24 protein-coding genes are annotated in these 25,576 nt (G+C 71.6%); 16 read left to right on the top strand and 8 right to left on the bottom strand.

Features of this window, described 5'->3' with window-relative positions:
- The first annotated feature begins 41 nt into the window (after positions 1-41).
- Positions 42-1,271 (top strand): phosphoserine phosphatase SerB, encoded by a 1,230-nt coding sequence (gene serB / locus HF999_RS14445; RefSeq protein WP_168546559.1) that lies wholly within the window; start codon positions 42-44, stop codon positions 1,269-1,271.
- A gap of 5 nt (positions 1,272-1,276) precedes the next feature.
- Here serB and glgX read toward each other — a convergent pair whose 3' ends face one another.
- The gene (gene glgX / locus HF999_RS14440; protein ID WP_168546558.1) at positions 1,277-3,436 is read right to left on the bottom strand and encodes a glycogen debranching protein GlgX; all 2,160 of its coding nucleotides are present in this window, start codon (positions 3,434-3,436) and stop codon (positions 1,277-1,279) included.
- A gap of 40 nt (positions 3,437-3,476) precedes the next feature.
- On the opposite strand from glgX, the gene HF999_RS14435 reads away from it, so the two are divergent.
- The 10 genes from HF999_RS14435 (at position 3,477) to HF999_RS14395 (ending at position 14,002) form a co-directional block, all read left to right on the top strand.
- Positions 3,477-4,355 (top strand): ABC transporter ATP-binding protein, encoded by an 879-nt coding sequence (locus HF999_RS14435; protein ID WP_168546557.1) that lies wholly within the window; start codon positions 3,477-3,479, stop codon positions 4,353-4,355.
- The gene (locus HF999_RS14430) at positions 4,352-5,035 is read left to right on the top strand and encodes an NUDIX hydrolase (RefSeq protein ID WP_168546556.1); all 684 of its coding nucleotides are present in this window, start codon (positions 4,352-4,354) and stop codon (positions 5,033-5,035) included. The genes HF999_RS14435 and HF999_RS14430 overlap by 4 nt, the downstream gene beginning before the upstream one ends.
- A 71-nt stretch (positions 5,036-5,106) precedes the next feature.
- Entirely contained in the window at positions 5,107-5,895 is a 789-nt protein-coding gene (locus HF999_RS14425; protein WP_168546555.1) for an enoyl-CoA hydratase/isomerase family protein, read from the top strand.
- 102 nt (positions 5,896-5,997) lie between these two features.
- Positions 5,998-6,960: a class I SAM-dependent methyltransferase gene (locus HF999_RS14420; protein ID WP_168546554.1), complete on the top strand. Its 963-nt coding sequence runs from the start codon at positions 5,998-6,000 to the stop codon at positions 6,958-6,960.
- Positions 6,961-6,976: 16 nt separating this feature from the next.
- Complete coding sequence (locus HF999_RS14415) at positions 6,977-8,137, top strand: class I SAM-dependent methyltransferase (protein WP_168546553.1); 1,161 nt, start codon at positions 6,977-6,979, stop codon at positions 8,135-8,137.
- Positions 8,138-8,405: 268 nt separating this feature from the next.
- Positions 8,406-9,566 (top strand): pyridoxal phosphate-dependent aminotransferase, encoded by a 1,161-nt coding sequence (locus tag HF999_RS14410; RefSeq protein ID WP_168546552.1) that lies wholly within the window; start codon positions 8,406-8,408, stop codon positions 9,564-9,566.
- Between the two features lie 35 nt (positions 9,567-9,601).
- Positions 9,602-10,525 (top strand): sigma-54-dependent transcriptional regulator family protein, encoded by a 924-nt coding sequence (locus HF999_RS23040; protein ID WP_312854147.1) that lies wholly within the window; start codon positions 9,602-9,604, stop codon positions 10,523-10,525.
- Complete coding sequence (locus tag HF999_RS23035) at positions 10,444-11,211, top strand: helix-turn-helix domain-containing protein (protein WP_312854146.1); 768 nt, start codon at positions 10,444-10,446, stop codon at positions 11,209-11,211. Before HF999_RS23040 ends, HF999_RS23035 begins: the two co-directional genes overlap by 82 nt.
- A gap of 166 nt (positions 11,212-11,377) precedes the next feature.
- The gene (locus tag HF999_RS14400) at positions 11,378-12,874 is read left to right on the top strand and encodes an aldehyde dehydrogenase family protein (RefSeq protein ID WP_168546551.1); all 1,497 of its coding nucleotides are present in this window, start codon (positions 11,378-11,380) and stop codon (positions 12,872-12,874) included.
- Positions 12,875-12,892: 18 nt separating this feature from the next.
- The gene (locus HF999_RS14395; RefSeq protein ID WP_168546550.1) at positions 12,893-14,002 is read left to right on the top strand and encodes an NDMA-dependent alcohol dehydrogenase; all 1,110 of its coding nucleotides are present in this window, start codon (positions 12,893-12,895) and stop codon (positions 14,000-14,002) included.
- Between the two features lie 80 nt (positions 14,003-14,082).
- Here HF999_RS14395 and HF999_RS14390 read toward each other — a convergent pair whose 3' ends face one another.
- A complete protein-coding gene (locus HF999_RS14390) occupies positions 14,083-15,033 on the bottom strand; it encodes an alpha/beta hydrolase (RefSeq protein ID WP_168546549.1) in 951 nt (316 codons plus the stop codon).
- Between the two features lie 96 nt (positions 15,034-15,129).
- Between HF999_RS14390 and HF999_RS14385 the strand changes: the two genes are divergently transcribed.
- On the top strand, positions 15,130-15,684 hold the full coding sequence (locus tag HF999_RS14385; RefSeq protein ID WP_168546548.1) for a TetR/AcrR family transcriptional regulator: 555 nt from the start codon (positions 15,130-15,132) through the stop codon (positions 15,682-15,684).
- Positions 15,685-15,752: 68 nt separating this feature from the next.
- Here the strand turns inward: HF999_RS14385 and map are convergent, their stop codons facing one another.
- The 3 genes from map to HF999_RS14370 are packed head-to-tail and all read right to left on the bottom strand — an operon-like array spanning position 15,753 to position 18,158.
- A complete protein-coding gene (map, locus tag HF999_RS14380; protein ID WP_168546547.1) occupies positions 15,753-16,520 on the bottom strand; it encodes a type I methionyl aminopeptidase in 768 nt (255 codons plus the stop codon).
- 19 nt (positions 16,521-16,539) lie between these two features.
- Positions 16,540-16,806 carry a helix-turn-helix domain-containing protein gene (locus tag HF999_RS14375; RefSeq protein ID WP_168546546.1) on the bottom strand — a complete coding sequence of 89 codons (267 nt, stop codon included), beginning with the start codon at positions 16,804-16,806 and terminating at the stop codon, positions 16,540-16,542.
- Between the two features lie 20 nt (positions 16,807-16,826).
- The gene (locus HF999_RS14370; RefSeq protein WP_168546545.1) at positions 16,827-18,158 is read right to left on the bottom strand and encodes a PQQ-binding-like beta-propeller repeat protein; all 1,332 of its coding nucleotides are present in this window, start codon (positions 18,156-18,158) and stop codon (positions 16,827-16,829) included.
- A gap of 106 nt (positions 18,159-18,264) precedes the next feature.
- On the opposite strand from HF999_RS14370, the gene HF999_RS14365 reads away from it, so the two are divergent.
- Complete coding sequence (locus HF999_RS14365) at positions 18,265-19,017, top strand: acyltransferase (protein ID WP_168546544.1); 753 nt, start codon at positions 18,265-18,267, stop codon at positions 19,015-19,017.
- 89 nt (positions 19,018-19,106) lie between these two features.
- Positions 19,107-19,661 (top strand): Uma2 family endonuclease, encoded by a 555-nt coding sequence (locus tag HF999_RS14360; RefSeq protein ID WP_168546619.1) that lies wholly within the window; start codon positions 19,107-19,109, stop codon positions 19,659-19,661.
- A 27-nt stretch (positions 19,662-19,688) separates the two neighbouring features.
- On the opposite strand, the gene HF999_RS14355 is transcribed toward HF999_RS14360, so the two are convergent.
- From HF999_RS14355 to HF999_RS14345, 3 genes are read right to left on the bottom strand one after another with little or no spacing between them, the layout of a single operon-like run.
- Positions 19,689-20,996 carry a glycosyltransferase family 4 protein gene (locus HF999_RS14355; RefSeq protein ID WP_168546543.1) on the bottom strand — a complete coding sequence of 436 codons (1,308 nt, stop codon included), beginning with the start codon at positions 20,994-20,996 and terminating at the stop codon, positions 19,689-19,691.
- A gap of 1 nt (position 20,997) precedes the next feature.
- Positions 20,998-22,503: a 1,4-alpha-glucan branching protein domain-containing protein gene (locus HF999_RS14350; RefSeq protein ID WP_168546618.1), complete on the bottom strand. Its 1,506-nt coding sequence runs from the start codon at positions 22,501-22,503 to the stop codon at positions 20,998-21,000.
- 44 nt (positions 22,504-22,547) lie between these two features.
- Positions 22,548-23,294 carry a class I SAM-dependent methyltransferase gene (locus HF999_RS14345; protein ID WP_168546542.1) on the bottom strand — a complete coding sequence of 249 codons (747 nt, stop codon included), beginning with the start codon at positions 23,292-23,294 and terminating at the stop codon, positions 22,548-22,550.
- A 204-nt stretch (positions 23,295-23,498) separates the two neighbouring features.
- On the opposite strand from HF999_RS14345, the gene HF999_RS14340 reads away from it, so the two are divergent.
- Both HF999_RS14340 and HF999_RS14335 read left to right on the top strand, forming a co-directional pair.
- Positions 23,499-24,278 (top strand): electron transfer flavoprotein subunit beta/FixA family protein, encoded by a 780-nt coding sequence (locus HF999_RS14340; RefSeq protein WP_168546541.1) that lies wholly within the window; start codon positions 23,499-23,501, stop codon positions 24,276-24,278.
- A 36-nt stretch (positions 24,279-24,314) separates the two neighbouring features.
- Positions 24,315-25,271: an electron transfer flavoprotein subunit alpha/FixB family protein gene (locus HF999_RS14335; protein ID WP_168546540.1), complete on the top strand. Its 957-nt coding sequence runs from the start codon at positions 24,315-24,317 to the stop codon at positions 25,269-25,271.
- Positions 25,272-25,576: the final 305 nt, after the last annotated feature.

The raw sequence follows: 25,576 nt of genomic DNA, 5'->3' as shown, positions 1-25,576 counted from the left end.
GCGCCGTTCGTCGTTGTACCTGGTGCCACTACGATTTCAGCGTGCACGATGCGATTTCGGACCCCACGATCCTCATCACCGTGACCGGCGGCGACAAGCCCGGCGTCAGCTCGGTCCTGTTCGGTGTCCTGGCGCGCGGCGAGGTCAGCGTCCTCGATGTCGAGCAGACCGTCATCCGGGGGCGGCTCACGCTCGGCGTGCTCGCCGCGGTCCACGGCGACCCCGAGCACGTGCAGGAGCTCGTCGAGCAGGCGATGGCCACCGTCGGGATGGACGTGGCCGTCGAGATCACCGGCGAGCAGCCGCCGCGTCCGCCCGTGCCGACGCACGCCGTCGTCCTGATGGGCGCGCCGGTCAGCGCGCGGGCGCTCTCCGCCGTGGCGACCGCGCTCGCCGCCGGCGAGGTCAACATCGAGTCGATCGCGGGCGTCGCCGACTACCCCGTCACCGCCCTCGAGCTACTGGTGACCGTTCCCGACGGTGCCGACGAGACCGCCTTCCGCGCGTCCCTGGCCGCCGTCGCGAGGGAGCAGGGCGTCGACATCGCCACCTCGCGCGCGGGCATCGCCCGCAGGTCCAAGCGGCTGATCTGCTTCGATGTCGACTCCACCCTGGTGCAGGGCGAGGTCATCGAGATGCTGGCCGCCCGCGCCGGCAAGGAGGCCGAGGTCGCGGCCGTCACCGAGGCCGCCATGCGCGGCGAGCTCGACTTCGAGCAGTCGCTGCACGCCCGGGTGCGCAACCTCGCGGGGCTGCCCGCGTCGGTCATCGACGAGGTCGCCGCGGGCCTGCAGCTCACGCCCGGCGCCCGCACCACGATCCGCACGCTCAAGCGCCTGGGGTACCGCTGCGGCGTGGTCTCCGGTGGCTTCACCGCCGTCATCGAGCCGCTGGCGCAGGACCTCGAGCTGGACTTCGTGCGCGCCAACACCCTTGAGGTGGTCGACGGTGTGCTGACCGGTCGCGTCGTCGGCGAGGTCGTCGACCGACCCGGCAAGGCCCGGGCGCTGCGCGAGTTCGCCGCCGCCTTCGGGGTGCCGGTGGAGGAGACGGTGGCGGTCGGCGACGGCGCCAATGACATCGACATGCTCTCCGCGGCCGGCCTGGGTGTCGCGTTCAACGCCAAGCCGGCCCTGCGCGAGGTCGCCGACGCGGCCCTCTCTCATCCCTACCTCGACGCGGTGCTGTTCGTGCTCGGTGTCACCCGGGACGAGATCGAGGCCGCCGACGCCGTCGACGGCGAGGTCCGCCGCGTGCCGATCGACGGCTGAGCCCGTCAGACCTGCTGGAAGGCCAGCACCGTCGGCCCCGAGACGGTGACCTCCGCGCGGGAGCCGAACACCGCCGGAGCCCCGTCCGGGCGGTCCGCGGGCTCGCCGCGCGGCCGTGAGGTGTCGACGATGAGCTCCCAGTCATGGGTGCACGACTCCGGCCCGCCGAGCACGATCACGGCGTCGCCGCCGGAGTGCCAGATGATGAGCGCGTCCTTCTCGGGGACGGCGCGGTCGTGGCCGGGGGCGCGCACGTCGGAGCCGTCCACCCAGGCCTGCAGCGTTCGCACCTCGGGCGACTGCCAGGCGTCGCCGGGCATCTCGGCACCGTCGGCGGCGAACCAGACGAGGTCGGACTCTCCGTCCTGCGTCGCGCGGCCGTCGAAGAACTCGTGCTGCCGCAGCACCGGGGCCGCCCGGCGCACCATCGCGACGCGCGCGACGAACGCGGTGAGGTCGGCGTCGGCCGCGTCCCAGTCCACGGCGAAGGCATCGGCCGCCGGGGTGTCGAGCGGCACGCAGTAGGCGTTGTTGTTGCCGTACTGCGTGTGCCCCAGCTCGTCGCCGCCGAGGAGCATCGGCGTGCCGGTCGACAGCAGCAGCGTGGCCAGCAGGGCCCGCACGTGGGCCGCGCGGGCGGCGAGGATCGCGGGATCGGTGGTGCCGCCCTCGAATCCGTGGTTGACGGAGTGGTTGTTGTCCGTGCCGTCGCGGTTCTTCTCGCCGTTGGCCTCGTTGTGCTTGCGCTCGTAGCTCACCAGGTCGCGGGCGGTGAAGCCGTCGTGGGCCGTGACGAAGTTGATCGACGAGAAGGGCGTGCGGCCCTGCGCCCCGAACAGGTCCTGGCTGCCGGACACGCGGGAGGCGAGGTCGCCCACCGTGCTGCCGCCCGCGAAGAAGGACCGCACGGTGTCGCGGTAGCGATCGTTCCACTCCGCCCACACCGGCGGGAACCCGCCGACCTGATACCCCTCGCCGGTGGCGTCCCAGGGCTCGGCGATGAGCTTGCGGGAGGCCAGCAGCGGGTCCGCGGCGATGGCCGACAGCAGGGGTGCGCGGCGGTCGAACGGGATCACGGGGCCCTGCGGTCCGGTGGCGGTGCGTCCGCGGCCGAGCACGCTCGCCAGGTCGAAGCGGAATCCGTCGACGCCGTACTCGCCCGCGAACAGGCGCAGACTGTCGAGCACCATCCGCAGCGCCGCGGGGGAGGCGCAGTCGACGGTGTTCCCGCACCCGGTGTAGTCCAGGTCGTCGCCGTTCTCCAGGAGGTAGTAACCCGGGGCGTCGAGGCCGCGCCAGGCCAGCGACGGTCCGGCGACGGACTCCTCCGCGGTGTGGTTGTAGACCACGTCCATGAGCACCTCGAGGCCGGCCGCGTGCAGCGCGGACACCATCGCAGTGAACTCCTCGACCTCCTGGCCCGGGCTCGCCGCGTACCGGGGATCCGGGGCGAAGTAGGCCCCCGTCGAGTAGCCCCAGTGGTTGCGCATGCCCCGCGAGCGCACGCCCGGCTCCGTGAGGCACGCCTGCACCGGCAGCAGCTCCACCGCCGTGACGCCGATCCGGCGCAGATGGTCGAGCACCGCGGGTTGGGCCAGGCCGAGGTACGTGCCGCGCAGTTCCTCGGGCACGCCGGGGTGCCGCGCGGTGTACGAGCCCACGTGCACCTCGCAGATCACGGTCCGGTCCCACGCCACGCCCGGGCCGGGTGCGGGCGCCGGGGGCGCCCCGGTGACGACGGAGAGCGGGATCTCGGCGAGCGAATCGATGTCCGACGGTCCGCCGTCCTCCCCGTAGGGCAGCAGGGCGGCTCCATCGCCGAGCGCCCCGTCGATCCTGCGGGCGTACGGGTCGAGGAGGGCCTTGTTCTCGTTGAACCGCAGTCCGCTCTCCGGCTCCCAGGGGCCCGCGGCGCGCAGGCAGTACCGCGTGCCCTCCTCGATCCCCGCGACGAAGCCGTGGTGCACGCCGGCGGTCTGGGCGGGCAGCCGTAGGCGTTGCTCGTGCCGGGTCCCCGTTTCGTCGACGTCGACGATGCACACCCACACGTCGGTGGCGCGGGGCGCGTGGACGGCGAAGTTCACGCCGCCGGGCAGCGGGAGGGCGCCGAGTGGGGTCGCGGCACCGGGGGACGGGGAGCGGTGGTCTGTGGACACGGGGACCATCCTGCCAACCGCGACCGACCCCGTGCGGCAGGATGGTGATGTGTCCGATCCCGCCGCTGTTCCCCCCGCCCCCGCCGTCACGCCCACCGAGGCCGACGAACCCGACCAGGACCTGCTCGTCGACTTCCGCGGCGTGAGCCTGCGGCGCGACGGGCGCACTCTCGTCGGCCCGATCGATTGGCGCGTGGAGCTCGACGAGCGCTGGGTCGTGATCGGCCCCAACGGCGCCGGCAAGACCTCTCTGATGCGCCTCGCGTCCGCTCAGGTCTTCCCGACCGAGGGCACGGCCCACATCCTCGGGGAGGTGCTGGGAAAGACCGTGGTGCAGGACCTCACGGCCCGGATCGGCGTCAGCACGGCGGCGCTCGCGGCACGCGTGCCCGACGACGAGCTGGTGACCGACGTGGTGGTCTCGGCCGGCTACGCGGTGCTCGGCCGGTGGCGCGAGCGGTACGACGCCGTGGACATCAGCCGCGCGGTCGACGTGCTCGAGTCGATGGGTGCCGAGCACCTCGCGAACCGCCGCTTCGGCACGCTCTCCGAGGGCGAGCGCAAGCGCGTGCTGATCTCCCGGGCCCTCATGACCGATCCGGAGCTCATGCTGCTCGACGAGCCGGCCGCCGGCCTGGACCTCGGTGGCCGCGAGGAACTGGTCGCCCGGCTCGACACGCTCGCACGGGATCCCGATGCGCCCGCCACGGTGCTCGTGACGCACCACGTCGAGGAGATCCCGCCGGGGTTCACGCACGCGCTGCTGCTCAAGGAGGGCGGCGTCGTCGCGCAGGGACTCATCGGCGACGTGCTCACGGCCGAGGTCCTGTCGGAGACCTTCAGCCAGCGGATCCTGCTCGACGAGGTGGACGGCCGCTACTTCGCGCGCCGAGCGTCGCGTCCCGGCCGGCGGAGGTTGCAGGCATGAGCGGGCAGGGCGCTCTGCCTCCGCAGGGACACCAGGGCGGCGCGGGACCGTCGGCGGGTAGCCGCGGTGAAGGTGCCCATCACCCCCGCTCTCTCGCGGACGTCCCGATCCGGCCCGCGGCAACGGTCCTGCTGCTGCGGACGGCACCGTCGGGCCTGGAGGTCTTCGTGCAGACCCGCGCGAGCGGGATGGAGTTCGCGCCCGACGTGACGGTGTTCCCGGGCGGCGGCATCGAGCCCTCGGACGACGGGGACCTGAGGGTGACCGCGGCGCGGGAGACGCACGAGGAGTGCGGTGTCCGCGTCGATCCGGACGCGCTGGTGCCGCTGTCGCGGTGGGTCACCCCGCCCGGTCGCCCGCGGCGCTACGACACGATGTTCTACCTCGCGGCGCTGCCCGCCGGGCAGGACGCGCGGTGCGTGACCACCGAGGCGGTGTCGGCGGGGTGGCTCGGTCCGCAGGCGGTGATCGACGCGTGGCTCGCCGGCCGCAACAAGCTGATGGCGCCCACGTACTCGCAGCTGCACCAGCTGCTGCCCTTCGAGACCGTCGAGGACGTGTTGGGCTGGGCCGCGGAGGCCGCGGATCTGACGCCCGTCGCGATCGTCGACGGTATGCGGCGCGAGGACCGTCGGTTTCCGGGGTACGAGCAGTACGCGGCCGGCGCCACGATCTACTGACGGCCGGCACCCGCCCAGGATTTACGTGGACGTCCAACTAAATATTCGGGCACCCGGTAACCTCTTGGGTCATGACTGAATTCGTGACCCTGGAGACCTCCGACGAGCACCCCGGCATCGGCACCATCCGCCTGAACCGGCCGCCGATGAACGCGATCAACTCGCAGGTCCAGACCGAGCTCCTGGCGCTCGCCGCCGAGGTGAACCGCCGTGACGACATCAAGGCCGTCGTCGTCTACGGCGGCCCGAAGGTGTTCGCCGCCGGCGCGGACATCAAGGAGATGCAGGCGATGGGCTACACGGACATGAGCGAGGCCATCGCGCTCCTGCAGAGCGGCCTGTCGGCGATCGCATCGATCACCAAGCCGACCGTCGCGGCCATCACCGGCTACGCGCTCGGCGGCGGCCTCGAGGTGGCGCTGGGCGCCGACCGGCGCATCGTCGGCGACAACGCCAAGGTGGGCGTACCGGAGCTCCTGCTCGGCGTGATCCCCGGTGGCGGCGGCACGCAGCGCCTCGCCCGCCTGGTGGGTCCGGCGAAGGCCAAGGACATGGTCTTCACCGGCCGGTTCGTCGGAGCCGACGAGGCCCTGCAGATCGGTCTCGTCGACGAGGTCGTCGCGCCGGACGAGGTCTACAACGCCGCGCTGACCTGGGCGAAGCAGTTCTCGGGCGCCGCCACGCAGGCGCTGCGGGCCGCGAAGCAGGCCATCGACCAGGGGCTGGACACCGATCTGAACACCGGCCTGGCCATCGAGCGGCACCTGTTCGCGGGCCTGTTCGCCACCGAGGACCGGACCATCGGCATGACCTCGTTCGTCGAGAACGGTCCGGGCAAGGCGAAGTTCGTCGGCAAGTAGCTCCGCGCCCGCGGCGGCGGTGGAACACGTTCTCATCACGCGTGTTGGCGGTGAACTGACCGGGCGGTAACCTGGCGGGAACAATCTTCTCGAAAGGCCTCCATGACCGACCAGCAGCCGGCCCCCAACCCGCACGCCACCGCGGACGAGGTTGCGGCCGCGTTCTCCGATACGAAGCTCGCCCAGGTGCTCTACCACGACTGGGAAGCCGAGACGTACGACGAGAAGTGGCACATCAGCTTCGACGAGCGGTGCATCGACTACGCCCGGGACCGTTTCGAGGGCGCCACCGGCGGGGACAACGAGAAGCCCTACGGCCGGGCCCTGGAGCTGGGCTGCGGCACCGGCTTCTTCCTGCTCAACCTCCTCTCGGCGGGCATCGCCGAGACGGGCTCGGTCACGGACCTCTCGCCCGGCATGGTGAAGGTGGCGCTCCGCAACGGCGAGGCCCTCGGGCACACCGTCGACGGCCGGGTCGCGGACGCCGAGACCATCCCGTACGAGGACGACACCTTCGACCTCGTGGTGGGTCACGCGGTGCTGCACCACATCCCCGATGTGGAGCAGTCGCTGCGCGAGGTGCTGCGCGTGCTCAAGCCGGGCGGCCGTTTCGTGTTCGCGGGCGAGCCCACCACGATCGGTGACTTCTACGCCCGGTGGCTCGGCCGCATCACCTGGGGCATCACCACCAACGCGACGAAGCTGCCCTTCCTCGCGGACTGGCGCCGCCCGCAGGCCGAGCTCGACGAGTCCTCGCGGGCCGCGGCGCTCGAGGCCGTGGTCGACATCCACACCTTCGACCCGGACGAGATGGAGGCCATGGCGGCCCGCGCCGGTGCCGTCGAGGTCAAGGCCACCACCGACGAGTTCACCGCCGCCTTCCTCGGGTGGCCGGTGCGCACCTTCGAGGCCGCGGTTCCGCCGGAGAAGCTCGGCTTCGGTTGGGCCGGGTTCGCGTTCGGCGGCTGGAAGAAGCTGTCCGCGCTCGACGAGAACGTGCTGCGCCGCGTGGTGCCGCGCAAGTTCTTCTACAACTTGGCCATCACGGGCACCAAGCCCGAGTAGTCCGGGCGCGCAGGGTTTGGACGGGGTCGATCTCGCCTATCTCCGCACGGCCGACGGTGCCGTGGCGGTGGCCGCGGCGGACCGTCTGGCCCTGACGGAGGGCTCCCTGCTGTCGGACGTGGCGACGGTGCGCGGCCTCGCGGGGGCGCACGCCCCGGCGGTCATCGAGCAGGTGCGGGCCCGCCGCCGCGCGGCGGCGAAGCTCGGCGATGTCGACGGCTGGCTGCTCACCGACGAGGCGGTGCAGCAGGCCACCCCGTCGGCGGTCGCGGAGCACCGCGCCCGCCGCCTGGCGTGGCTGTCGGTGCACGACGTGACCTGCTCGATCGGCGCGGAACTGCGTGCCCTGGTACAGGTCTGCCCGCGGGTGGTCGGCAGTGATCTGGACCCGCTGCGAGCGCGGATGGCCGCGCACAACGTGCCGCGCGCGCTGGTCTACGTCGCCGACGCGCTGACCCCGACCTCGACGGCCGATGTCGTCATCGCCGACCCGGCGCGCCGGTCCGGCGGGCGGCGCATCGTCGACCCGGAACAGTGCTCGCCCGCGCTGTCGGCCCTGCGCGAGGCCTACGCCGGGCGGTCCCTGGCGGTGAAGACCGCGCCGGGCATCGACTACCACGGCCTGCGTTCGGCGGCCACGGATCCGTTCCAGGGCGAGGTCGAGATCGTCTCGCTCGACGGCGGTGTCCGCGAAGCCTGCCTCTGGTCCGGCCCCGTCGCCGTCCCCGGGCTGACCAGGGCGACGGTGCTCCGCGCCGGCGGGGGCGGCTACGAGGTGTTCTCCTCCGACGCGCACGACGTGGACGCCGAACCCGCGGGGAAGTACCTGGTCGAGCCCGACGGTGCCGTCATCCGCGCCGGGTTGGTCCGGCACTACGCCGCGCGGCACGGGCTCTGGCAGCTGGACCCGCACATCGCCTATCTGACGGGCGACGCCGTGCCGGCGGGGGAGCGCGGCTTCGAGATCCTCGATGTCGCGAAGTTCTCGGAGAAGTCACTGCGGGCGGAGCTGCGCCGTCGTGACGTGGGGTCGGTGGAGATCCTCACCCGCGGAGCAGGCGTGGACCCGGACGTGCTGCGGAAGAAGCTGAAGCTGGAGGGATCGCAGCCGATGACGGTGGTGATCACCAGGATCGGGCGCCAGGTGATCGCCTACCTGACCCGCCCGACGCGCTGATCAGGCCGATTCGGCGATCTCCCGGGCCTCCTCGTTGAGGATCTTCTGTGCCGCGGGGTCGACGGGGATCCCAAGGTCCCGACTCGTGTCCTCGGCGAGATGCGCTGCCTGACGGCGGGCTACCGTCCTCCAGTAGCTGCGGCGCTTGTCGTCACTCGTGGTCGTCTGAGCACCTGCTCGAACGCCCAACGCGCACGCCTCCACCATTCCGCTCGACGATCCGCGGCTTCGGACGGTTCCCGGTTTCGGCTGAGCGGTGGGTGACACCATGGAACGCATGCAGGAATCGCGCCGATCCGATGTCGAGATGTTCCACGTCATGGACGTGCTGGCCGCGGCGGCGCGGCGCCGGGAGACGCACGGCGACGTGATCTCGCTGGCCGCGGGCCAGCCCAGTGCCGGGGCGCCGAAGGCGGTGCTCGCCGCCGCGCACGCGGCGCTGGACGCGGGGCCGCTCGGCTACACCGAGTCGCTGGGCATCGCGCCGCTGCGCGAGGCCATCGCCGCGCACTACGGCCGCGCCTACGGCCTCGACGTCCCGCCGGCGGCGGTGGCCGTGACCACCGGATCGTCGGGCGCGTTCACGCTGATCTTCCTCGCCGCCTTCGACGCGGGCGACACCGTCGTCATGGCGAGGCCCGGCTATCCCGCCTACCGGAACACGCTGAAGGCGCTGGACTGCGAGGTCGTCGAGCTGGACTGCGGCGCGGACACCCGCTACCAGCCCACCGTCGCGATGCTGGAAGCGCTCGATGCGCCGCCCAAGGGCCTCATCGTCGCGAGCCCGGCGAACCCGACCGGGACGATCCTGGCACCGTCGGAGCTGGCGGCCCTGGCGCGCTGGTGCGAGGCGCACGGCACGCTGCTCATCTCCGACGAGATCTACCACGGCGTGAGTTACGGCCGGCCCACGTCGTGCGCGTGGGAATCCTCGCGCGAGCAGGTGGTGATGGGCTCGGTGTCGAAGTACTTCGCGATGACGGGCTGGCGGCTCGGCTGGATGTTGCTGCCCGAGTACCTGCGGCGGCCCGTCGAGCGGCTCACCGCGAACATGACCATCTGCCCGCCCGCGATCAGCCAGTACGCCGCCGTCGCGGCGTTCTCCGACGAGGCGCGTGCGGAGCTCGACGGGCACGTCGCCGGGTACGCGCGCAACCGCGAGGTCGTGCTGGCCGGGCTGCGGGAGCTGGGCGTCACCGAGGTCGCGCCCCCGGACGGCGCGTTCTACGCCTACGCCGACATCGGCCACCTCACCGACGACTCGCTGGCCTGGTGCGCGCGGGTGCTCGACGAGACCGGCGTCGCGATCACGCCGGGGCTGGACTTCGACACCGTGCGCGGTCGGCGGACGATCCGGCTCAGTTTCGCCGGCGCGACCGCGGAGATCGAGGAGGCCCTGCACCGGCTGCGACCCGTGTTCCGACACTGAGTGTCATATCTCGTGATTCATGTCACACTGAGGCGGTGGAGACCTCCCTGCACCGGCCGGTGATCGCGGCCTCGTGGCTGCGTTCGGACCGCGCGGGCCTGCGCCCCGACGCGCACCCCGACCCCGAGATCGGCGCCGTCGAGGCCGCAGACACCCTTCTCGACGCCGCCCGGCCCGTGCTGGCCCGGGCGGCAACCGTGCTCAGCGGGTCGAACACCGCGCTCCTGCTGGTGGACCACCGCTCCCGGCTCGTGGCCCGAGTGTCGGCCGACCTGACCCTGGAGCGCCGCCTCGAGGGCCTCGGAGCCATCGCGGGCGCGGGATTCGGCGAGGAGGAGATGGGTACCACCGCGCTGGGCACGCCGCTCGAGGTCCGGGGCGACGTGACGATCAACGGCGCGGAGCACTATCTCGAGCAGTTCCGCGCGCTGAGCTGCTTCGGGCGCCCGATCATCCACCCCGCGACGCGGCGCCTCGCCGGCGTCATCTGCATGGCCGAGGTCGCGGACCGGATCAACCCGCTGTCGATCCCGCTGGTCCGCGGCCTGGTGGACGACATCTCAGACCGGTTGCTCGACCGCTCGCACGCCTCGCACCAGGCGGTCATCGCGGCCTACCAGCGGCAGGCCCGGCGCCGGGACGTCGCCGTCGTCGCGATCGGCGACGATCTGCAGCTCACCAATGCCGCCGCCGCGGCGCTGCTCGCCCCGGCGACTTCGGCACCCTGCGCCTCCTGCTCGCCGACGGCGCGCCGCGCACGGCCACGCTCACCCTCGTCTCGGGCGTGGTCGCGGACGTGCTGGTCACCAGGCCCGACGGTGCGCCGCACGCCGCGGTGTTCCGGCTCCGCCCGCGCCCCGACGGGCCCTGCGCACCGGTGGCCGCCCCGCGGGTCGCGACCGCGCCGACCGTCGCCGTCAGCGGGGAGCCCGGTACCGGCCGAAGCACGCGCGCGCTGACCTGCGTCGTCGAGGACGCGCACGTCGTCCTCGATGTGGCCGGGACGATCCTCGCCGGTCGCGAGCCGGACGTGCCCGCGGTGCTGCGCGCGTGCCGGGAGGCGTGCCGGGGCCTCGTCGTCGACGGCGCGGACCTGCTCGACGAGCGATCGGCCCGGCTCCTGCACGCGGCCGTCGCGAACCCGGGGCCGGGCCCGGCGGTCTCGATCGTGGTCGTGACAGGACCGGCGGAGACGCTCTCGCCCGCCGTCGCCGCACTGGTCGCGTGCTGCCGGCGGCGGATCGTGATGCCGCCCCTGCGGGAGCGGACCACGGAGATGGCCGCTCTCGGGCAGGGGCTCGTGGCCGCGATCGATCCGCGCCTCGAACTCGGCGCCGACGCCGCGGACGCCCTGCTCTCGCAGGAGTGGCCGGGCAACCTCACGGAGTTGTCTATGGTGCTCACCGAGGCCGCGGGCGTCGTCCTCGCGCGGGCTGGGCGCATCCTCACCGCGGCGGACCTGCCGGCCGAATACCGCGGCTCGACCCGCGCGGCCCGGTTGCGGGGGATGGAGCAGGCGGAGCGGCAGGCGATCCTCGCCGCGCTCGCGTCCGCCGCCGGCAACAAGAGCCGCGCCGCGACGGAGCTGGGGATCAGCCGCACCACGCTGTACGCCCGCATCCGGGCGCTCGGGATTTCGGGCTGATCGGACCGTCCGGGCCGGTGGACGGGGGTCCGCGGCTGCACGCTGTCCGGTGATCGTTCACCCGGAGTGTCCAGTTTCCGAACACGGCCGGCCGCTCGCTCCGTGCGAGAACTGTAGGTGACGCCACGTGGCGTGCATCACACCCGCGGTTCGCAAGGAGAATCCGATGACCACCATCGCTGTGCCAGATCTGCTTCCCGCCGTCGCCGACTTCGTCTCCCGGGATCGGAGGATGCTGATCGGCGGACAGTGGGTCGACGCGGTGTCCGGCCGCACCTTCGACACCCACGACCCGGCCACCGGCCAGGTGATCACCCGGGTCGCGCACGGCGAGGCCCCCGACATCGACCGGGCCGTCGCCGCCGCCCGCGCCGCCTACGAGGGCCCGTGGTCGCGGATGAAGCCCAACGAGCGCGAGCGCCTGATCTGGAGGGTCGGCGACATCCTCTCCGAGCGGGCCGAGATCTTCGGGCAGCTCGAGGCCCTCGACAACGGCAAGTCGGTCGCCATCGCCACCGGCGTCGACGTGGGCTGGTCCGCCGATGTCTGGCGCTACAACGCCGGCCTCGTCACGAAGATCCGCGGCGCCGCGGTCACCCCGTCGATGCCCTTCGCCCCCGGCGCCGAGTTCCACGCGTACACCCGCCGCGAGTCGCTCGGCGTGTGCGGCCAGATCGTGCCGTGGAACTTCCCGATCCTCATGGCCACGTGGAAGCTGGCGCCCGCGCTCGCCGCCGGGAACACGGTGGTGCTCAAGCCCGCCGAGCAGACCCCGCTCACGGCGCTGATGCTCGGCGAGGTCTTCGAGGAGGCGGGTTTCCCGCCGGGCGTGGTGAACATCGTCCCCGGCTTCGGCGACGCCGGCGCCGCGCTGTCGGGCCATCCCGACGTCGACAAGGTGGCCTTCACCGGCTCCACCGAGGTGGGCAAGAAGATCGTCTCCGCCGCCACCGGCAACCTCAAGAAGGTCTCGCTGGAGCTGGGCGGGAAGAGCCCCAACATCGTGTTCGCGGATGCCGACATCGAGGCCGCCGTCGCCGGCTCGGTCGCCGCGTGGACCTTCAACCACGGCCAGTGCTGCGTCGCCGGCACCCGGATGTTCGTGCAGCGGTCCATCTTCGACGAGTTCACCCAGGCCGTCGCCGATGCCGCGGCCGCCGCCAAGATCGGTCCCGGTCTCGACCCGACCACCGAGCTCGGCCCGCTGGTCTCGCAGGAGCAGTTCGACCGCGTCAACGGGTACATCCAGCAGGGACTGGCCGACGGTGCGCGGGCGCTGACGGGCGGCAAGCGCTGGGGCGATCAGGGCTACTTCATCGAGCCCACCGTCTTCGTGGACGTCGAGCCCGGCTTCTCCATAGTCGAGGAGGAGATCTTCGGCCCGGTCGTCGCGGCCCTGCCCTTCGACGACGAGGACGACGTGGTGCGCGCCGCCAACGACTCGATCTACGGCCTCGCCGCGGGGATCTGGACCAAGGACGTCTCCAAGGCGCACCGCACCGCCGCGGCCGTCGAGGCCGGATCGGTGTGGGTCAACCAGTACAACGGCTTCGACACGGCGCTGCCCTTCGGCGGTTTCAAGCAGTCCGGCTGGGGTCGCGAGCTCGGCGACTCCGCGATCGACCTCTACACCCAGACCAAGTCCGTCAACATCGCGCTCTGACGCGGAGAGGAACCCATCATGAAGACCAAAGCCGCAGTGCTGCTCGAGGCCGGAAAGCCCTTCGAGATCATGGAACTCGATCTCGACGGCCCCGGCCCCGGCGAGGTGCTCATCAAGTACACCGCCGCCGGCCTGTGCCACTCGGATCTGCATCTGACCGACGGTGACCTCCCGCCGCGCTATCCGATCGTGGGCGGCCACGAGGGCTCCGGAATCATCGAGGAGGTCGGCCCCGGCGTCACGAAGGTCAAGCCCGGCGACCACGTGGTCTGCAGCTTCATCCCGAACTGCGGCACCTGTCGCTACTGCTCGACGGGCCGCCAGAACCTGTGCGACCTCGGCGCCACCATCCTCGAGGGCTCGATGCCCGACGGGACCTTCCGGTTCCACGGCGGTGGAAAGGATTTCGGTGCCATGTGCATGCTCGGCACCTTCGCCGAGCGCGCCACCGTCAGCCAGCACTCGGTGGTGAAGATCGACGACTGGCTCCCGCTGGAGACGGCCGTGCTGGTGGGCTGCGGCGTCCCGTCGGGCTGGGGGACCGCGGTCTCGGCCGGCGGCCTGCGCCCCGGCGACACCGCAGTGATCTACGGGATCGGCGGCCTCGGCATCAACGCCGTGCAGGGCGCGGTGTCGGCGGGTTGCAAGTACGTCGTGGTGGTCGACCCCGTCGCCCTCAAGCGCGACACGGCGCTGAAGTTCGGTGCGACGCACGCCTTCGCCACCGCGGAGGAGGCGCAGGCGAAGGTGACCGAGCTGACCTGGGGCCAGGGCGCCGACGCCGCGCTGATCCTGGTGGGCACCGTCGACGAGAAGGTGGTCCAGGACGCGACGGCGGCGATCGGCAAGGGCGGCAAGGTCGTCATCACGGGCCTCGCCGACCCCGAGAAGCTCACCGTCCACGTCTCCGGCACCGATCTCACGCTGAACCAGAAGACGATCATGGGCACGCTGTTCGGATCGATGAACCCGCAGTACGACATCGTCCGGCTGCTGCGTCTCTACGACGCGGGGGAGCTCAAGCTCGACGAGCTGATCACCACCCGTTACTCCCTGGAGGACGTGAACCAGGGCTACGCGGATCTGCGCGAGGGCAAGAACATCCGCGGCGTGATCATCCACGACTGATCGACCGCGCGCGACGGTCCCGGGCGGATGCCCGGGGCCGTCGTGGTGTGTGCGGGGGCTCGGCTCAGGCGGGGCTCAGCTCAGGCGAGCGCGCGGCGGAACGCGGCGATCGCGAGGTCGAAGGCGGCCTGCGCGCCGTGGGTCTCGCGCAGCGCGTTGAGCATCATGAAGTCGTGGATGACGCCGCCCACGCGCACGGCGGTCACCTGGTTGCCGGCCTCGCGGAGCTTCGCGGCGTAGGCCTCGCCGGCGTCGCGCAGGACGTCGGCCTCCGCGGTGATGACGGTGGCCGGCGGCAGGTCCCGCAGCTGCTCGACGGTGGCGCTCAGCGGCGAGGCGAAGATCTCGGCGCGCTGCGCCTCGTCGGTCGTGTACTGGTCCCAGAACCACTGCATGGCGTCGCGGCGCAGGAAGTAGCCCTCGGCGAACTCGTGGTACGAGCCGGTCTCGAAGTCCGCGTCGACCACCGGGTACAGCAGGACCTGGGCGGCCAGCCGCACGTCGCCGCGGGCCTTGGCCTGCAGGGCGAGCACGGCCGCCATGTCGCCGCCGACGGAGTCGCCGGAGACGGCGATGCGGGTGCCGTCGAGGTTCTTCTCGGCGCCGGAGTTCACGACCCACTGCGCGACGGCGTAGTTCTGCTCGATCGCGATCGGGTAGCGCGCCTCGGGGGAGAGGTCGTACTCGGGGAAGACGACGGCCGCGCCGGTGCCGACGGCGAACTCGCGGACCAGGCGGTCGTGCGTGTGGGCGTTGCCGAACACCCAGCCCGCGCCGTGGACGTAGAGGATGACCGGCAGGACACCGGTGGCACCCTTCGGTCGGACGATGCGGGTGCGGACCTCGCCGGTGGGCCCGCCGGGCACCGTGACCCACTCCTCGTCGACCTCGGGGAGCGCGACGCCCTCGCCGGACTGCACCTCGTCGACGGTCCTGCGGCCCTCGACGGGGCCGAGGTCGAACAGGTAGGGCGGGTTGGCGGTGGCGTCGGCGAAGGCCCGGGCGGCGGGCTCGAGGATGGTCCTGGTCATGATCTGCTCCTTGTCGGCTCCGGCGGAGAACGATCGTTCTCCCGCTGGCTGCTACAGTAGGGGAACGATCGTTCTCTCGTCAAGGGGTCATGCGGAATGGATACGGATCAACAGCGCGCCGCCGTGCTGGAGGCGGCGGAGAAGCTCTTCTACGGCAAGGGGATCCAGGCCGTCGGCATGGACGAGATCCGTACCGCCGCCGGCGTCTCGCTCAAGGCGATCTACAAGCTCTTCCCCTCGAAGGATGTACTCGTCGCCGAGGTGCTCGCCATCCGCGACCGCCGCTGGACCGAGGGGCTGCACAAGTACGTCGACCGGGCGGACGGGCCGGAGGGGCGGGTCCTCGCGGTCTTCGACTGGCTCGATGAGATGTTCGCCGAGAACGACTTCCGCGGCTGCTCGTTCATCAACAGCTACGGCGAACTCGGCGCCACGTCGGCCACCGTCGCCGAGGCGGCGCAGCACAACAAGTCCTGCTACCAGGACGAGCTGACGGCGCTGGTCGCCGACGCGGGCCTGCCGGAGCGCGTCGCGATCCAGATCGGCCTCCTCACGGAGGGCGCCCTCACCACCGCCGCCATCCTCGGACCGGACGGCGTGGTCGACGGTGCGCGCCAGGCCGCCCGGGTGCTCATCGGCGCGCAGCGCTGAGCGCTACCGCCCCGCGAACCACGTTGCCGGGGCCGTGGATCCAGGGCGGGCGCCGCGTGAGTGTCCGGCTACGCCGGCGCGGTGAGGACCAGCGGACCGTCCTCGGTCACGGCCACGGTGTGCTCGCTGTGGGCGGCGCGGGAGCCGTCGGCGGAGCGCAGGGTCCAGCCGTCGGGGTCGACGGTGATCTCGTCGGTGGTGGCGCAGAACCAGGGCTCCAGCGCGAGTGTCGTGCCGGTCCGGAGCAGCATGCCCTTGCGGGCCTTCCCGGTGTTGGGCACGTGCGGGTCCTCGTGCATGGTCCGGCCGATCCCGTGGCCGCCGAACTGGGTGTTCACCGGGTAGCCGTACTTCTTCGCGATCGCGCCGATCGCCGCCGAGACGGTGCCCAGCTTGTTGCCAGGCCGCATCTCCTCGATCGCGGCGTCGAGCGCCTCGCGCGTGCACTCGATGAGCCTCGTGTCCTCCGGGCGAGCCGTGCCCACGCTGACGCTGCGGGCGGCGTCGGCGGTCCAGCCGTCGATGGTCACCGCGATGTCGACCGTGAGCAGGTCGCCGTCGGCGAAGACGTGCTCGTGGGGGAGTCCGTGCAGGCAGGCGTCGTTCACGGACAGGCACGTGACATTGCGGAAGGGTCCGCTGCCGAAGGAGGGGGCGTAGTCCCAGTAGCAGGACACGGCGCCGCGCTCCTCGATCATCGTGCGTGCGCGGTACTCGAGCTCCATGAGGTTCATGCCGACCTCGGCCATGCCGGTCAGCTCATCGAGCAACTCGGCGATGAAGATGCCGGTGGTGCGCATCTTCGCGATCTCGGCGGGGGTCTTGAGCTCCATCATGGTATTAAAATACCACGCGCTATCCGGTGCGGCGCAGCCCCTCGGCGTCCAGATACTCCGAGGCCAGCGCGTCCAGGGGCTCGCCGAGCACCGCCGCCAACGCGACGACGGTGCCGAACGCCGGTGTCGCCATCCGGCCCGTCTCGATCTTGCGCAGCGTCTCCGGGGAGATCCCGGCCGCGCGTGCCACCTCGTCGGGCCTGCGGGTGCCGCGTGCCGTGCGCAGCCGAGCCCCGAGACGCCGACCCGCGGCGATCTGTTCGGGGGTGAGGGGCTGCCGGACCATGAGGGTCAGACTACCGCTGCCTACTCCTTGACGACGCTGTCGCCCGTGCGGCGGCCCGAGGTGAAGGCGTAGACGGTGCCGTCGTTGCCGACGGTGACCAGCTCACCGTCGGGCCCGATCGAGACGCCCGAGGAGGACTTGACCGAGTCCGGCAGGTCGAAGGTGCGCAGCGTCGTGCCGGTGTCCGTGCGGAACTCGATGAGCTGCGACTGGACGCCCGCCCAGGACCGGACCACCGCGTAGCCGATGCCGCCGCGGATCTGCGTCACCGGCGAGACCATCGCCACGTCGGTGCGCTTGAACACCTCGCGGACGCTCTCGCCCTCGTCCTGCAGCGCGACGAACGACGCGCGCTGCAGCCCGGGCGCGGCCGTGATGATGGTCCCGTCGGGCGCCACCGACGGTGGCAGCGTGCTCTGGTACCCGAGGTCGTGGGTCCACTTCGTCCGGCCGGTCTTCGCGTCGAGTGCGGCCAGCTTCTTGCCCAGCAGGTTCACGTACAGCGTGGACCGGTCCGCCGACAGCGCGGGCGAGCCGACGGCACCGTCGGGCAGGTCCTTGCGCTCCCAGGCGTACCGCAGGTCGTGCCTGCCTCCGGTCCGGCCGTAATCGACCGCCATCACCTTCGACGGTGCGCCGTTCGTCCCGCCGACGACGATGTACGCGCGCTCCGCGCTCGTGTCGACCGCGGGCGGCCCGGAGACGGGGCAGCCGGGCCCGTTCGTGGCGCAGTCCGCGATGCCACCGCCGTTGTCGTTGGCGGAGACCTGCGGGAGCAGGCCGATCGCGGCGCCGGCGGCCGTCCCGTCGTGCGAGTCGACGAGCACCATCTGCCCGAGGTGGGTGACGGCGAGGACCGTGTTGTCGCCCGCGAGCTTGATCCACAGCGGCGTGCCCGCCGTGGGGTAGCGCCAACGGACCTGGTTGTCGGGGTTGAAGCTGTAGAGCCAGCCGGGCACGCCGAGATAGGTGTACTCGAACTGGTCCACGACGGGTGCCTGCAGGTCGGCGCCCGCGGCGTCGCGACGGCAGTAGGTCTTGCGGCCCACGGTCAGTTCGAGGCTGAAGGTGGTGCATCCGGCGTCGGTGCGGGCGGTCACGGACACGACCCCGCGATTGGAGATCGCCGGCGCCACGGCGTTGGGGCCGACGAGGTCGCGGGTCCACGCGGGGACCAGTGACGATGCGGCATCCCGGTCCGCGTAGGAGTTGTTGCGGGAGTCGCCGTACATGCCGGGCCAGGCGGCGGAATCGTTCGCGTACACCCAGGTGGTGTCCGGCGTGCACGAGGCCAGGACCGCCGCGGCGGCGACCGTCGCGCCCAGTGTGCGCGCGCGCCTACCCAACCGCATGTCTCTCCTCTGCTCGACCTATGCCTCGGACGTCCGACCGCTCCACAGACTAGCGCGAGAGGCGTACCGGACCGGCGGGGCGCACCTGCCGGATAGGCTCGCGGGCATGACGAGCATGTGGAACGCACCGTATCGATCGCGGTGGCGTCACGCCCGGCAGGCCGATCAGCAGGCGCGGTTCCTGACGCCCGCCTCGCTGCGCTGGGTCCTCAAGAACAAGGCCTACACGCCCTGGTACCTGGTGCGGTACTTCCGGCTGCTCAAGTTCCGGCTGGCCAACCCGCACATCGTGCTCAAGGGCATGGTCTTCCTCGGCAAGAACGTCGAGATCCACGCGACGCCGGGACTCGGGCGGATGGAGATCGGCCGCTGGGTGCACATCGGGGACTCGAACAAGATCCGTTGCCACGAGGGCTCGCTGCGCATCGGCGACAAGTCGGTGTTCGGCCGCGACAACGTGGTCAACTGCTACCTCGACATCGAGTTCGGCCCGGCGTCGCTCGTCGCGGACTGGTGCTACATCTGCGACTTCGACCACAAGATGGACGACATCAACGTCCCCATCAAGGACCAGGGCATCGTCAAGGGGCCCGTCCGGATCGGCGGCGACACGTGGGTCGGCACCAAGGTGACCGTCACTCGCAACACGCTCATCGGGCACGGCACCGTCCTCGGCGCGCACGCCGTGGTCCGGGGCGAGATCCCGCCTTACTCGATCGCCGTCGGCTCGCCCGCCCGGGTGGTCAAGAACCGCAAGGACATGTGGGAGGCGTCGATCGCCGAGCGCGCCGAGCTCGAGCGCGCCCTCGCCGACATCGAGCGCAAGAAGGCCGAGGCCCGCGGGCTGCCGGCGGAATGACCCGGCCAGTGCGACGCCGGGCTCGTAAACTTGTCGGTGGACCGTGCAACCCTTCAACGACGTCGTGAGCCGAGGGGGAGATCGTGACGATGCCGGTGATGACCGACCACCTGTACAGCTTCGCTGAGTGGTGTGAGCTCCCCGAGGACGAACGACTGAAGATCGAGGTCGTCGAGGGGGTCCGCACCGTGTCACCGAGGGGGTACACGTTCCATCAACGCGCGGTGCACCGCCTGGTGGAGCGTTTGGAGAGAGAGTTACCCGTCGAACTGTCCCCGCTCGCCGAAGTGGACGTGGTCCTGGCGACGAGTCCGCTCACCGTGCGGATACCGGACGTCGTCGTGGTCGATTCGGCCGTGGTCGCCGCGAACCCTCCTCGTGTGCGTGGTGGGGACGTGCGTCTCGCCGTCGAGGTGCTGTCCGACGGCACCCGACGGGTGGACCGGGTGATGAAGTTCGCAGAGTACGCCGAGGCGGGTATTCCGCAGTACTGGATCGTCGATCTCGATCCGCCGATCACGCTGCGCGCGTTCTCGCTGGTGAACGGTGCTTATGAGGCGGATGGGGAGTTCTCCCGCGCGCAGGTGCTGCTCGTCGCCGGGCATCCGGTCGGGTTGGACCCGGCGGGCCTCACGGCACGTTAGCGGCTCGCTCGATCGCCGCGTGGCCGGTTACACCGGGTTCGTGGGGTCCCGCTCCGGCAGGGGCCGCTCGTCGATCACGCGTCGCCCCAGCGGGGTACGCGGCCGGCGCTTCGCGGCGAGGTAGACCTGCGCCGTCTCGCGCGCCACGGCGTCCCAGGTGAGCTCCTCGACCTCGGCGCGCGCGGCGCGGGCGTGCAGGTGTGCCGTGGCCGGCTCGTCCAGGACCGTGCGGATCGCCGCGGTCAGCGCGGGCACGTCGGCGGGCTCCACGGACAACCCGGTCTCGCCGGTGCGGATGAAGTCGGCCAGGCCGCCCGCGGTGGTGGCGATGACGGGGATGCCGGTGGCGGCACCCTCGAGCGCGACGATGCCGAAGGGCTCGTAGCGTGACGGGATCACCAGGGCGTCGGCCGAGTGCAACTGCGCGACGAGCTCCTCGTGGTCGAGGGCGCCCGTGAACTCGACGGCGCGCAACACGCGGTGCTCCCGCGCGACGTCGCGCAGCCAGGCCGCCTGCGTGCCGTCGCCGGCCACCGTCAGCGTGGTCCCGGGGTGCGTGCGACGTACCCGGGCCAGCGCGGCGATGAGGTCCTGCACGCCCTTCTCGTACTCGAGCCTGCCGACGTAGAGCAGGCGGGGCGCGCCCCGTCGGGCCCCCGATGACGACCGATCGCCCAACGGCCACAGCGAGGAGTCGATGCCGTTCGCGATGGTGTGCAGCTGCGCGAGTCCGGGCCCGAACAGGCGGCCGACCTCGTCGGACATCGATCGCGAGCAGGTGATCACCGCGTCGGCCTCGTTGGCGAGCCACCACTCGGTCGAGTGCACCTGCCGGTTCACCGGGCCGGACACCCAGCCGCTGTGCCGGCCGGCCTCGGTGGCGTGGATCGTGGCGACGAGCGGTGTGTCGAAGGCCTCGGCGAGCCCGACTGCGGCGTGCGCGGCGAGCCAGTCGTGCGCGTGCACCACGTCGGGGACCCAGGGGCGCCCGACGGTGCTCGTGCCGTGCAGGGCGTCCTCGCCCGCGGTCGGGTTGTAACCGGCCAGCCGCAGCCCCGCGCGCAGCATCGAGTGCCCCATCGAGAGCACCCACGGCATCATGTCGGTGCCGAAGTCGAGGGCCAGCGGGTCCTCGGCGGCCATGATCACTCGGATGCCGTCGACCACGGTGTCCGAGGTGGGGTGGCTGCGCGGGTCGGTGCCGGTGGGTTGCCTGGAGACCACGACCACGTCGTGTCCCTGGTCGCGCAGCTGCAGTGCGAGATGGTGGACGTGCCGGCCGAGCCCGCCGACGACGACCGGCGGGTACTCCCACGAGACGAGCAGGACGCGCATGTCAGTCCTCCTCCAGCGCAGTCGCGGGGAGGCGGCGCGCGTCGAGCCCGGGGAACGGGTCGTCGGCGAGGCGCCAGGCGCGGGCCAGCGCGACGGCGCGCGCCTCGTCGCCGCGCTCGGCCGCCTCGGCGATCTCCCGCAGCGCGTGCGCGTGCTTGTAGGCGCGGTCCCGGGCGTAGCCCGCAGCGGTGTCCTTCGACACCATGAACGGCCAGTCGGACTGCAGGCACATCAACGCCTCCTGCAGCACCTGATCGCTCACGACATCGCGCGTCCGCCCGGCCCGCTTGTCCAGGACGCGGAGCACCGTCGTGGTGATCTCCTCGTTGAGCTCGACGAACTCCTGCACCTGCGGGCCGTCCCAGACGTGCCAGTCCTTGCCCGAGCCCCACGAGCTGGCCGGGATCTCGCGCGGGGCGCCCACGTATCCGGCCTCCGCGGCGGAGCGCAGCGTGCCCACCCGCACGCCGGCCTCGGGGAGGGCGCGCAGCACGCGCTCGAGCCAGATCGGGCCCTCGTACCACCAGTGCCCGAAGAGCTCTGTGTCGAACGCGGCCACCACCAGGGCGTCCCGGCCGATCCGCGCGCTCTCGGACCGCACGCGGGCCACGACGGTGTCGACGAAGTCGGCGACGTGCTTGTCGATCGCGGCGTCGGCCCGGTCCGGGTCGTAGGGCGCCTTGTCGGCCTCCGCGACGTTCTTGCCCGTCACCCGGCTCGGCTTGAGGCCGGTGGCGTGGTCGTGGGCGTAGAAGTCGCGGTAGGCGGCGTGCCCCGGGTAACCGGACTTGGGTGACCAGACGCGGTAGCTGACCGGCAGGTCGCGCCCGAAGGCGAGGACGGACGAGTCGCCGACGGGCCGCGCGAGGGCCGTGTCGCCGCCGAGCGTCGGACCGTCGACCATGAAGTGCGTGACGCCCGCGGCCTCGTACCCGGTCTCCATGCCGGGCTTGTAGGCGCACTCCGGCGCCCAGATCCCGGTGCGGGCGGGGGAGCCGAGCCGGGCCCGCCCGTAGGCGAGGCCCTCGCGCAGCGACAGCTCGCGCAGTCGCGGATGCAGCAGGGGTTGGAACGGGTGGGCGAGGGGCCCGCCCAGCAGTTCGACGGTGCCCGCGTCGGCCAGACGGCGCAGGACCGGGGTCCCGCCGTGGCGCCAGCGGGTCTCGAAGAGATCGAGGGCGTGCGCGGAGTTCCGGTGCTCGCGGGCGCCGAGTGCGGCGGAGGCCGGCCGGCCCGAGAGCGCGGCCTCGTGCGCGCGGAGCTGCCAGTTTCCGAGGTAGTGGTGCATGGCCTCGAGGCAGTACGGATCGTCGAGCTGCGCGGCGAGGACGGGTGTCACGCCGAGGGTGAGCTGGTCGGTGCGGCCCTCGTCTGCGAGGCGGTCGAGCATCTCGGCCATCCGCAGGTACGACGCGGCCCAGGACTGGTACAGCCACTCCTCGCCGACGGGCCACGCGCCGTGGTGGGCGAGCCAGGGGAGGTGCGAGTGCAGGACGAACGCGATCATGCCGGGCTCGCGGCCGGTCACCGTCGGGCTGCCCGACGGTGCGCTCACGCTCCGGGCTTCCGCGCGTAGAAGAACAGGTCGAGGCTCTCGGGCGCGTCGGAGCGCAGGTCGAAGTCCTGGGCCTCGACGGCGGCCACGTCCCGCGCGAGTTCCTCCGGCCAGGGCTCACCGGCGAGCGATCGTTCGATCTGCGCATCGATGAAGCTGCCGCCGTGCCGGCGGTCCAGCTCGGCCAGGCGATCACCGTGGTAGACGCCGAGCTTCTCGGTCACCTCGAACCCGGCCTCGGAGAGCAGCTCGACCAGCTCCGCGGAGTTGAGCTCGCGCGTGTGGAACGGGTTGAGCGGAGTGTCGCGGCCGGGGGAGAAGGTGACGCGGTTGGGCGTGGAGATGGCCAGCTCGCCGCCGGGGCGCAGGATCCGCGCGACCTCGCGGAGGAACTGGGGCTGGTCCCAGAGGTGCTCGATCACCTGGAAGTTGACGACGGCGTCCACCGAGGCGCCGTCCAGCGGCAGCTCGGCGAGGTTGCCGTGCAGCATGGTGACCTTCGGGTAGGCGGCGCGAACGTGCGCGACCGCCGACTCGTCGTAGTCCAGGGCGGTGACGTGCGCGCCGCCGTCGGCGAGCATCGCGGCCCCGTAGCCCTCGCCGCTACCGGCCTCGAAGACCGATTTCCCGGCATAACGGTCGACGATCGCGAGGTACGCGATCTCGTGCCGGCGGAACCAGTAGTTCTCCTCGGGGATCCCGGGGACGGTTCGCTCGCCGGTCAGGGGCAGCGGGTCACACATTCTTCCCAGCCTAGTCGTCACAGTGCCGTGGGCCAGCCCACATGGACAGTTACCTCTGGGTAACTTACTCTGCAGTTAAACAATGTCGTGAGGCGGTGCTACGTTCGAGTCGCTTCACTGTGGTGGGGTGGATCTCGTGCCCGCCCGGCAGTGTGAGAATGTGCCCTACGAGTATCCGATGATCCAGGAGGTCGACGAAGACCAATGACGAACGTAGTCGTACTGATCAAGCAGGTCCCCGACACGGGTTCCGAGCGCAAGCTCGCCGATGATTTCGCCCTCGACAGGTCTATCGACCCGTACTTGGACGAGATCAACGAGCGCGCCGTCGAGGAGGCGCTCCAGATCAAGGAGGCCAACGGCGGCGAGGTCACCGTGCTGACCGTCGGCCCCGCGAGCGCCACCGATGCGATCCGCAAGGCGCTGTCCATGGGCGCCGACAAGGCGGTCCACGTGCAGGACGATGCCATGCACGGCTCGGACGCCATCCAGACCTCGTGGGTGATCGCCCGCGCGCTGGGCACCATCGAGGGTGTCGAGCTGGTCATCGCCGGTAACGAGGCCACCGACGGTCGCGTCGGCGCCGTGCCGGCCATCCTCGCGGAGTACCTGGGTCTGCCCCAGCTCACGCACATGCGCAAGCTCACCGTCGAGGGCGACTCGATCAAGGGCGAGCGGGAGACCGACGAGGGCATCTTCGAGCTCGAGGCGTCGCTGCCGGCGATCGTGTCGGTCAACGAGAAGATCAACGAGCCGCGCTTCCCCTCCTTCAAGGGCATCATGGCCGCGAAGAAGAAGGAGATCAACGTGCTCTCCCTCGCGGAGATCGGCGTGGAGCTCGACGAGGTCGGCGGGGCGAACGCCGGCACCACGGTGACGGGCGTGACCCCGAAGCCGGCCAAGCAGGCGGGCGAGAAGGTCGTCGACGAGGGTGACGGCGGCAGCAAGGTCGCGCAGTTCCTCATCGGCCAGAAGATCATCTAAGACCCTCGTCCCCCACTCTTAAGGAGAGAAGCCGTTATGGCAGACGTACTCGTCCTCGTCGAGCAGGTCGACGGGAAGCTCAAGAAGGTCACGGCCGAGCTGCTGACCGCCGCCAAGGCCCTGGGTGAGCCGGCCGCCGTCGTCGTGGGTGCCCCCGGCACCACCGACGCGATCGCCGATCAGCTCAAGGCCGCCGGCGCCGCCAAGATCTACCGTGCGGAGTCGGCCGAGGCCGACGCCTACCTGGTGACCCCGAAGGTCGGCGTGCTCGCCGAGCTCGCCGAGAGCCAGGGCGCCGCCGCCGTGCTCACCGCCGCCACGTTCGAGGGCAAGGAGGTCGCCGGCCGCGTCGCCGCGCGCCTCGGCTCCGGCCTGGTCGCCGACGCGATCGCGTTCGGCCCCGGCGGCGCCGCCACCCACTCGATCTTCGGTGGTGCGTTCACCGTCGAGGCCACCGCCGGTGGCGATACCCCGGTAGCCTCGCTGCGCCCGGGCGCCATCGAGGCCGACGGTGTCGCCGGTGCCGGTGAGATCGTCGACGTGGCGGTCCCGGCCGAGGCGGAGAACGCCGTGAAGATCACCGCGAAGCAGCCGATCCAGGGCGGTAACCGTCCGGAGCTCACCGAGGCGTCGATCGTCGTCTCGGGTGGTCGCGGTGTGGGCTCGGCCGAGAAGTTCTCGGTCGTCGAGGAGCTCGCCGACTCGCTGGGTGCCGCTGTCGGTGCCTCGCGCGCCGCCGTCGACTCGGGCTACTACCCGGGCCAGTTCCAGGTCGGCCAGACCGGCAAGACCGTGTCGCCGCAGCTGTACATCGCCCTGGGCATCTCGGGCGCTATCCAGCACCGCGCCGGCATGCAGACCTCGAAGACCATCGTGGCCGTCAACAAGGACGAAGAGGCCCCGATCTTCGAGATCGCCGACTACGGCATCGTGGGCGACCTGTTCGACGTCGTCCCGCAGCTCACCGAGGCCGTCAAGGCGCACAAGGGCTGACGAGCAGCACCGTTTCGTCGTCGACCGAGCCCCGTCCGGATATCCGGACGGGGCTCGATCGCGTCGTGGCCGGGCACGCCGAAGGTGAGTCGGAGCAGACAGGCGGCGGCGGTCGTCAGAACGGCGGTGGCTCGTCGTCGGGGTGTTCGGGTTCGGGTGGTCCGCGGTGGGGTTGTACGTCGGGGAATCGTGTGGGTGGTGGGGTGTTTCGGCGTTGTTCGTCGCGGCGGGTGTGGGTGAAGGTGAGGATCGCGATTTCGAGGTGGTGTTCGAATTCGGATTGGGGGGTGCCCGGTTGGTGGGGT

Source organism: Tsukamurella spumae (assembly GCF_012396015.1).
In the GTDB taxonomy this organism is placed as follows: domain Bacteria; phylum Actinomycetota; class Actinomycetes; order Mycobacteriales; family Mycobacteriaceae; genus Tsukamurella; species Tsukamurella spumae.
The sequence above is the reverse complement of the archived record's forward strand: the minus strand, read 5'-3'. Positions and strand labels throughout refer to the sequence as shown.

Excerpts from the sequence above, each read along its gene's own strand:
- HF999_RS14335 (WP_168546540.1), top strand. The coding sequence starts at position 24,315 with ATGGCAGACGTACTCGTCCTCGTCGAGCAGGTCGACGGGAAGCTCAAG.
- HF999_RS14345 (WP_168546542.1), bottom strand. The coding sequence starts at position 23,294 with ATGTGTGACCCGCTGCCCCTGACCGGCGAGCGAACCGTCCCCGGGATC.
- HF999_RS14420 (WP_168546554.1), top strand. The coding sequence starts at position 5,998 with ATGACCGACCAGCAGCCGGCCCCCAACCCGCACGCCACCGCGGACGAG.
- HF999_RS14350 (WP_168546618.1), bottom strand. The coding sequence starts at position 22,503 with ATGATCGCGTTCGTCCTGCACTCGCACCTCCCCTGGCTCGCCCACCAC.
- HF999_RS14395 (WP_168546550.1), top strand. The coding sequence starts at position 12,893 with ATGAAGACCAAAGCCGCAGTGCTGCTCGAGGCCGGAAAGCCCTTCGAG.
- glgX (WP_168546558.1), bottom strand. The coding sequence starts at position 3,436 with ATGGTCCCCGTGTCCACAGACCACCGCTCCCCGTCCCCCGGTGCCGCG.
- HF999_RS14360 (WP_168546619.1), top strand. The coding sequence starts at position 19,107 with ATGCCGGTGATGACCGACCACCTGTACAGCTTCGCTGAGTGGTGTGAG.
- HF999_RS14340 (WP_168546541.1), top strand. The coding sequence starts at position 23,499 with ATGACGAACGTAGTCGTACTGATCAAGCAGGTCCCCGACACGGGTTCC.
- HF999_RS14385 (WP_168546548.1), top strand. The coding sequence starts at position 15,130 with ATGGATACGGATCAACAGCGCGCCGCCGTGCTGGAGGCGGCGGAGAAG.
- HF999_RS14430 (WP_168546556.1), top strand. The coding sequence starts at position 4,352 with ATGAGCGGGCAGGGCGCTCTGCCTCCGCAGGGACACCAGGGCGGCGCG.
- HF999_RS14410 (WP_168546552.1), top strand. The coding sequence starts at position 8,406 with ATGGAACGCATGCAGGAATCGCGCCGATCCGATGTCGAGATGTTCCAC.
- HF999_RS14400 (WP_168546551.1), top strand. The coding sequence starts at position 11,378 with ATGACCACCATCGCTGTGCCAGATCTGCTTCCCGCCGTCGCCGACTTC.
- HF999_RS14365 (WP_168546544.1), top strand. The coding sequence starts at position 18,265 with ATGACGAGCATGTGGAACGCACCGTATCGATCGCGGTGGCGTCACGCC.
- HF999_RS14390 (WP_168546549.1), bottom strand. The coding sequence starts at position 15,033 with ATGACCAGGACCATCCTCGAGCCCGCCGCCCGGGCCTTCGCCGACGCC.
- map (WP_168546547.1), bottom strand. The coding sequence starts at position 16,520 with ATGATGGAGCTCAAGACCCCCGCCGAGATCGCGAAGATGCGCACCACC.
- HF999_RS14375 (WP_168546546.1), bottom strand. The coding sequence starts at position 16,806 with ATGGTCCGGCAGCCCCTCACCCCCGAACAGATCGCCGCGGGTCGGCGT.
- HF999_RS14425 (WP_168546555.1), top strand. The coding sequence starts at position 5,107 with ATGACTGAATTCGTGACCCTGGAGACCTCCGACGAGCACCCCGGCATC.
- HF999_RS14355 (WP_168546543.1), bottom strand. The coding sequence starts at position 20,996 with ATGCGCGTCCTGCTCGTCTCGTGGGAGTACCCGCCGGTCGTCGTCGGC.
- HF999_RS14370 (WP_168546545.1), bottom strand. The coding sequence starts at position 18,158 with ATGCGGTTGGGTAGGCGCGCGCGCACACTGGGCGCGACGGTCGCCGCC.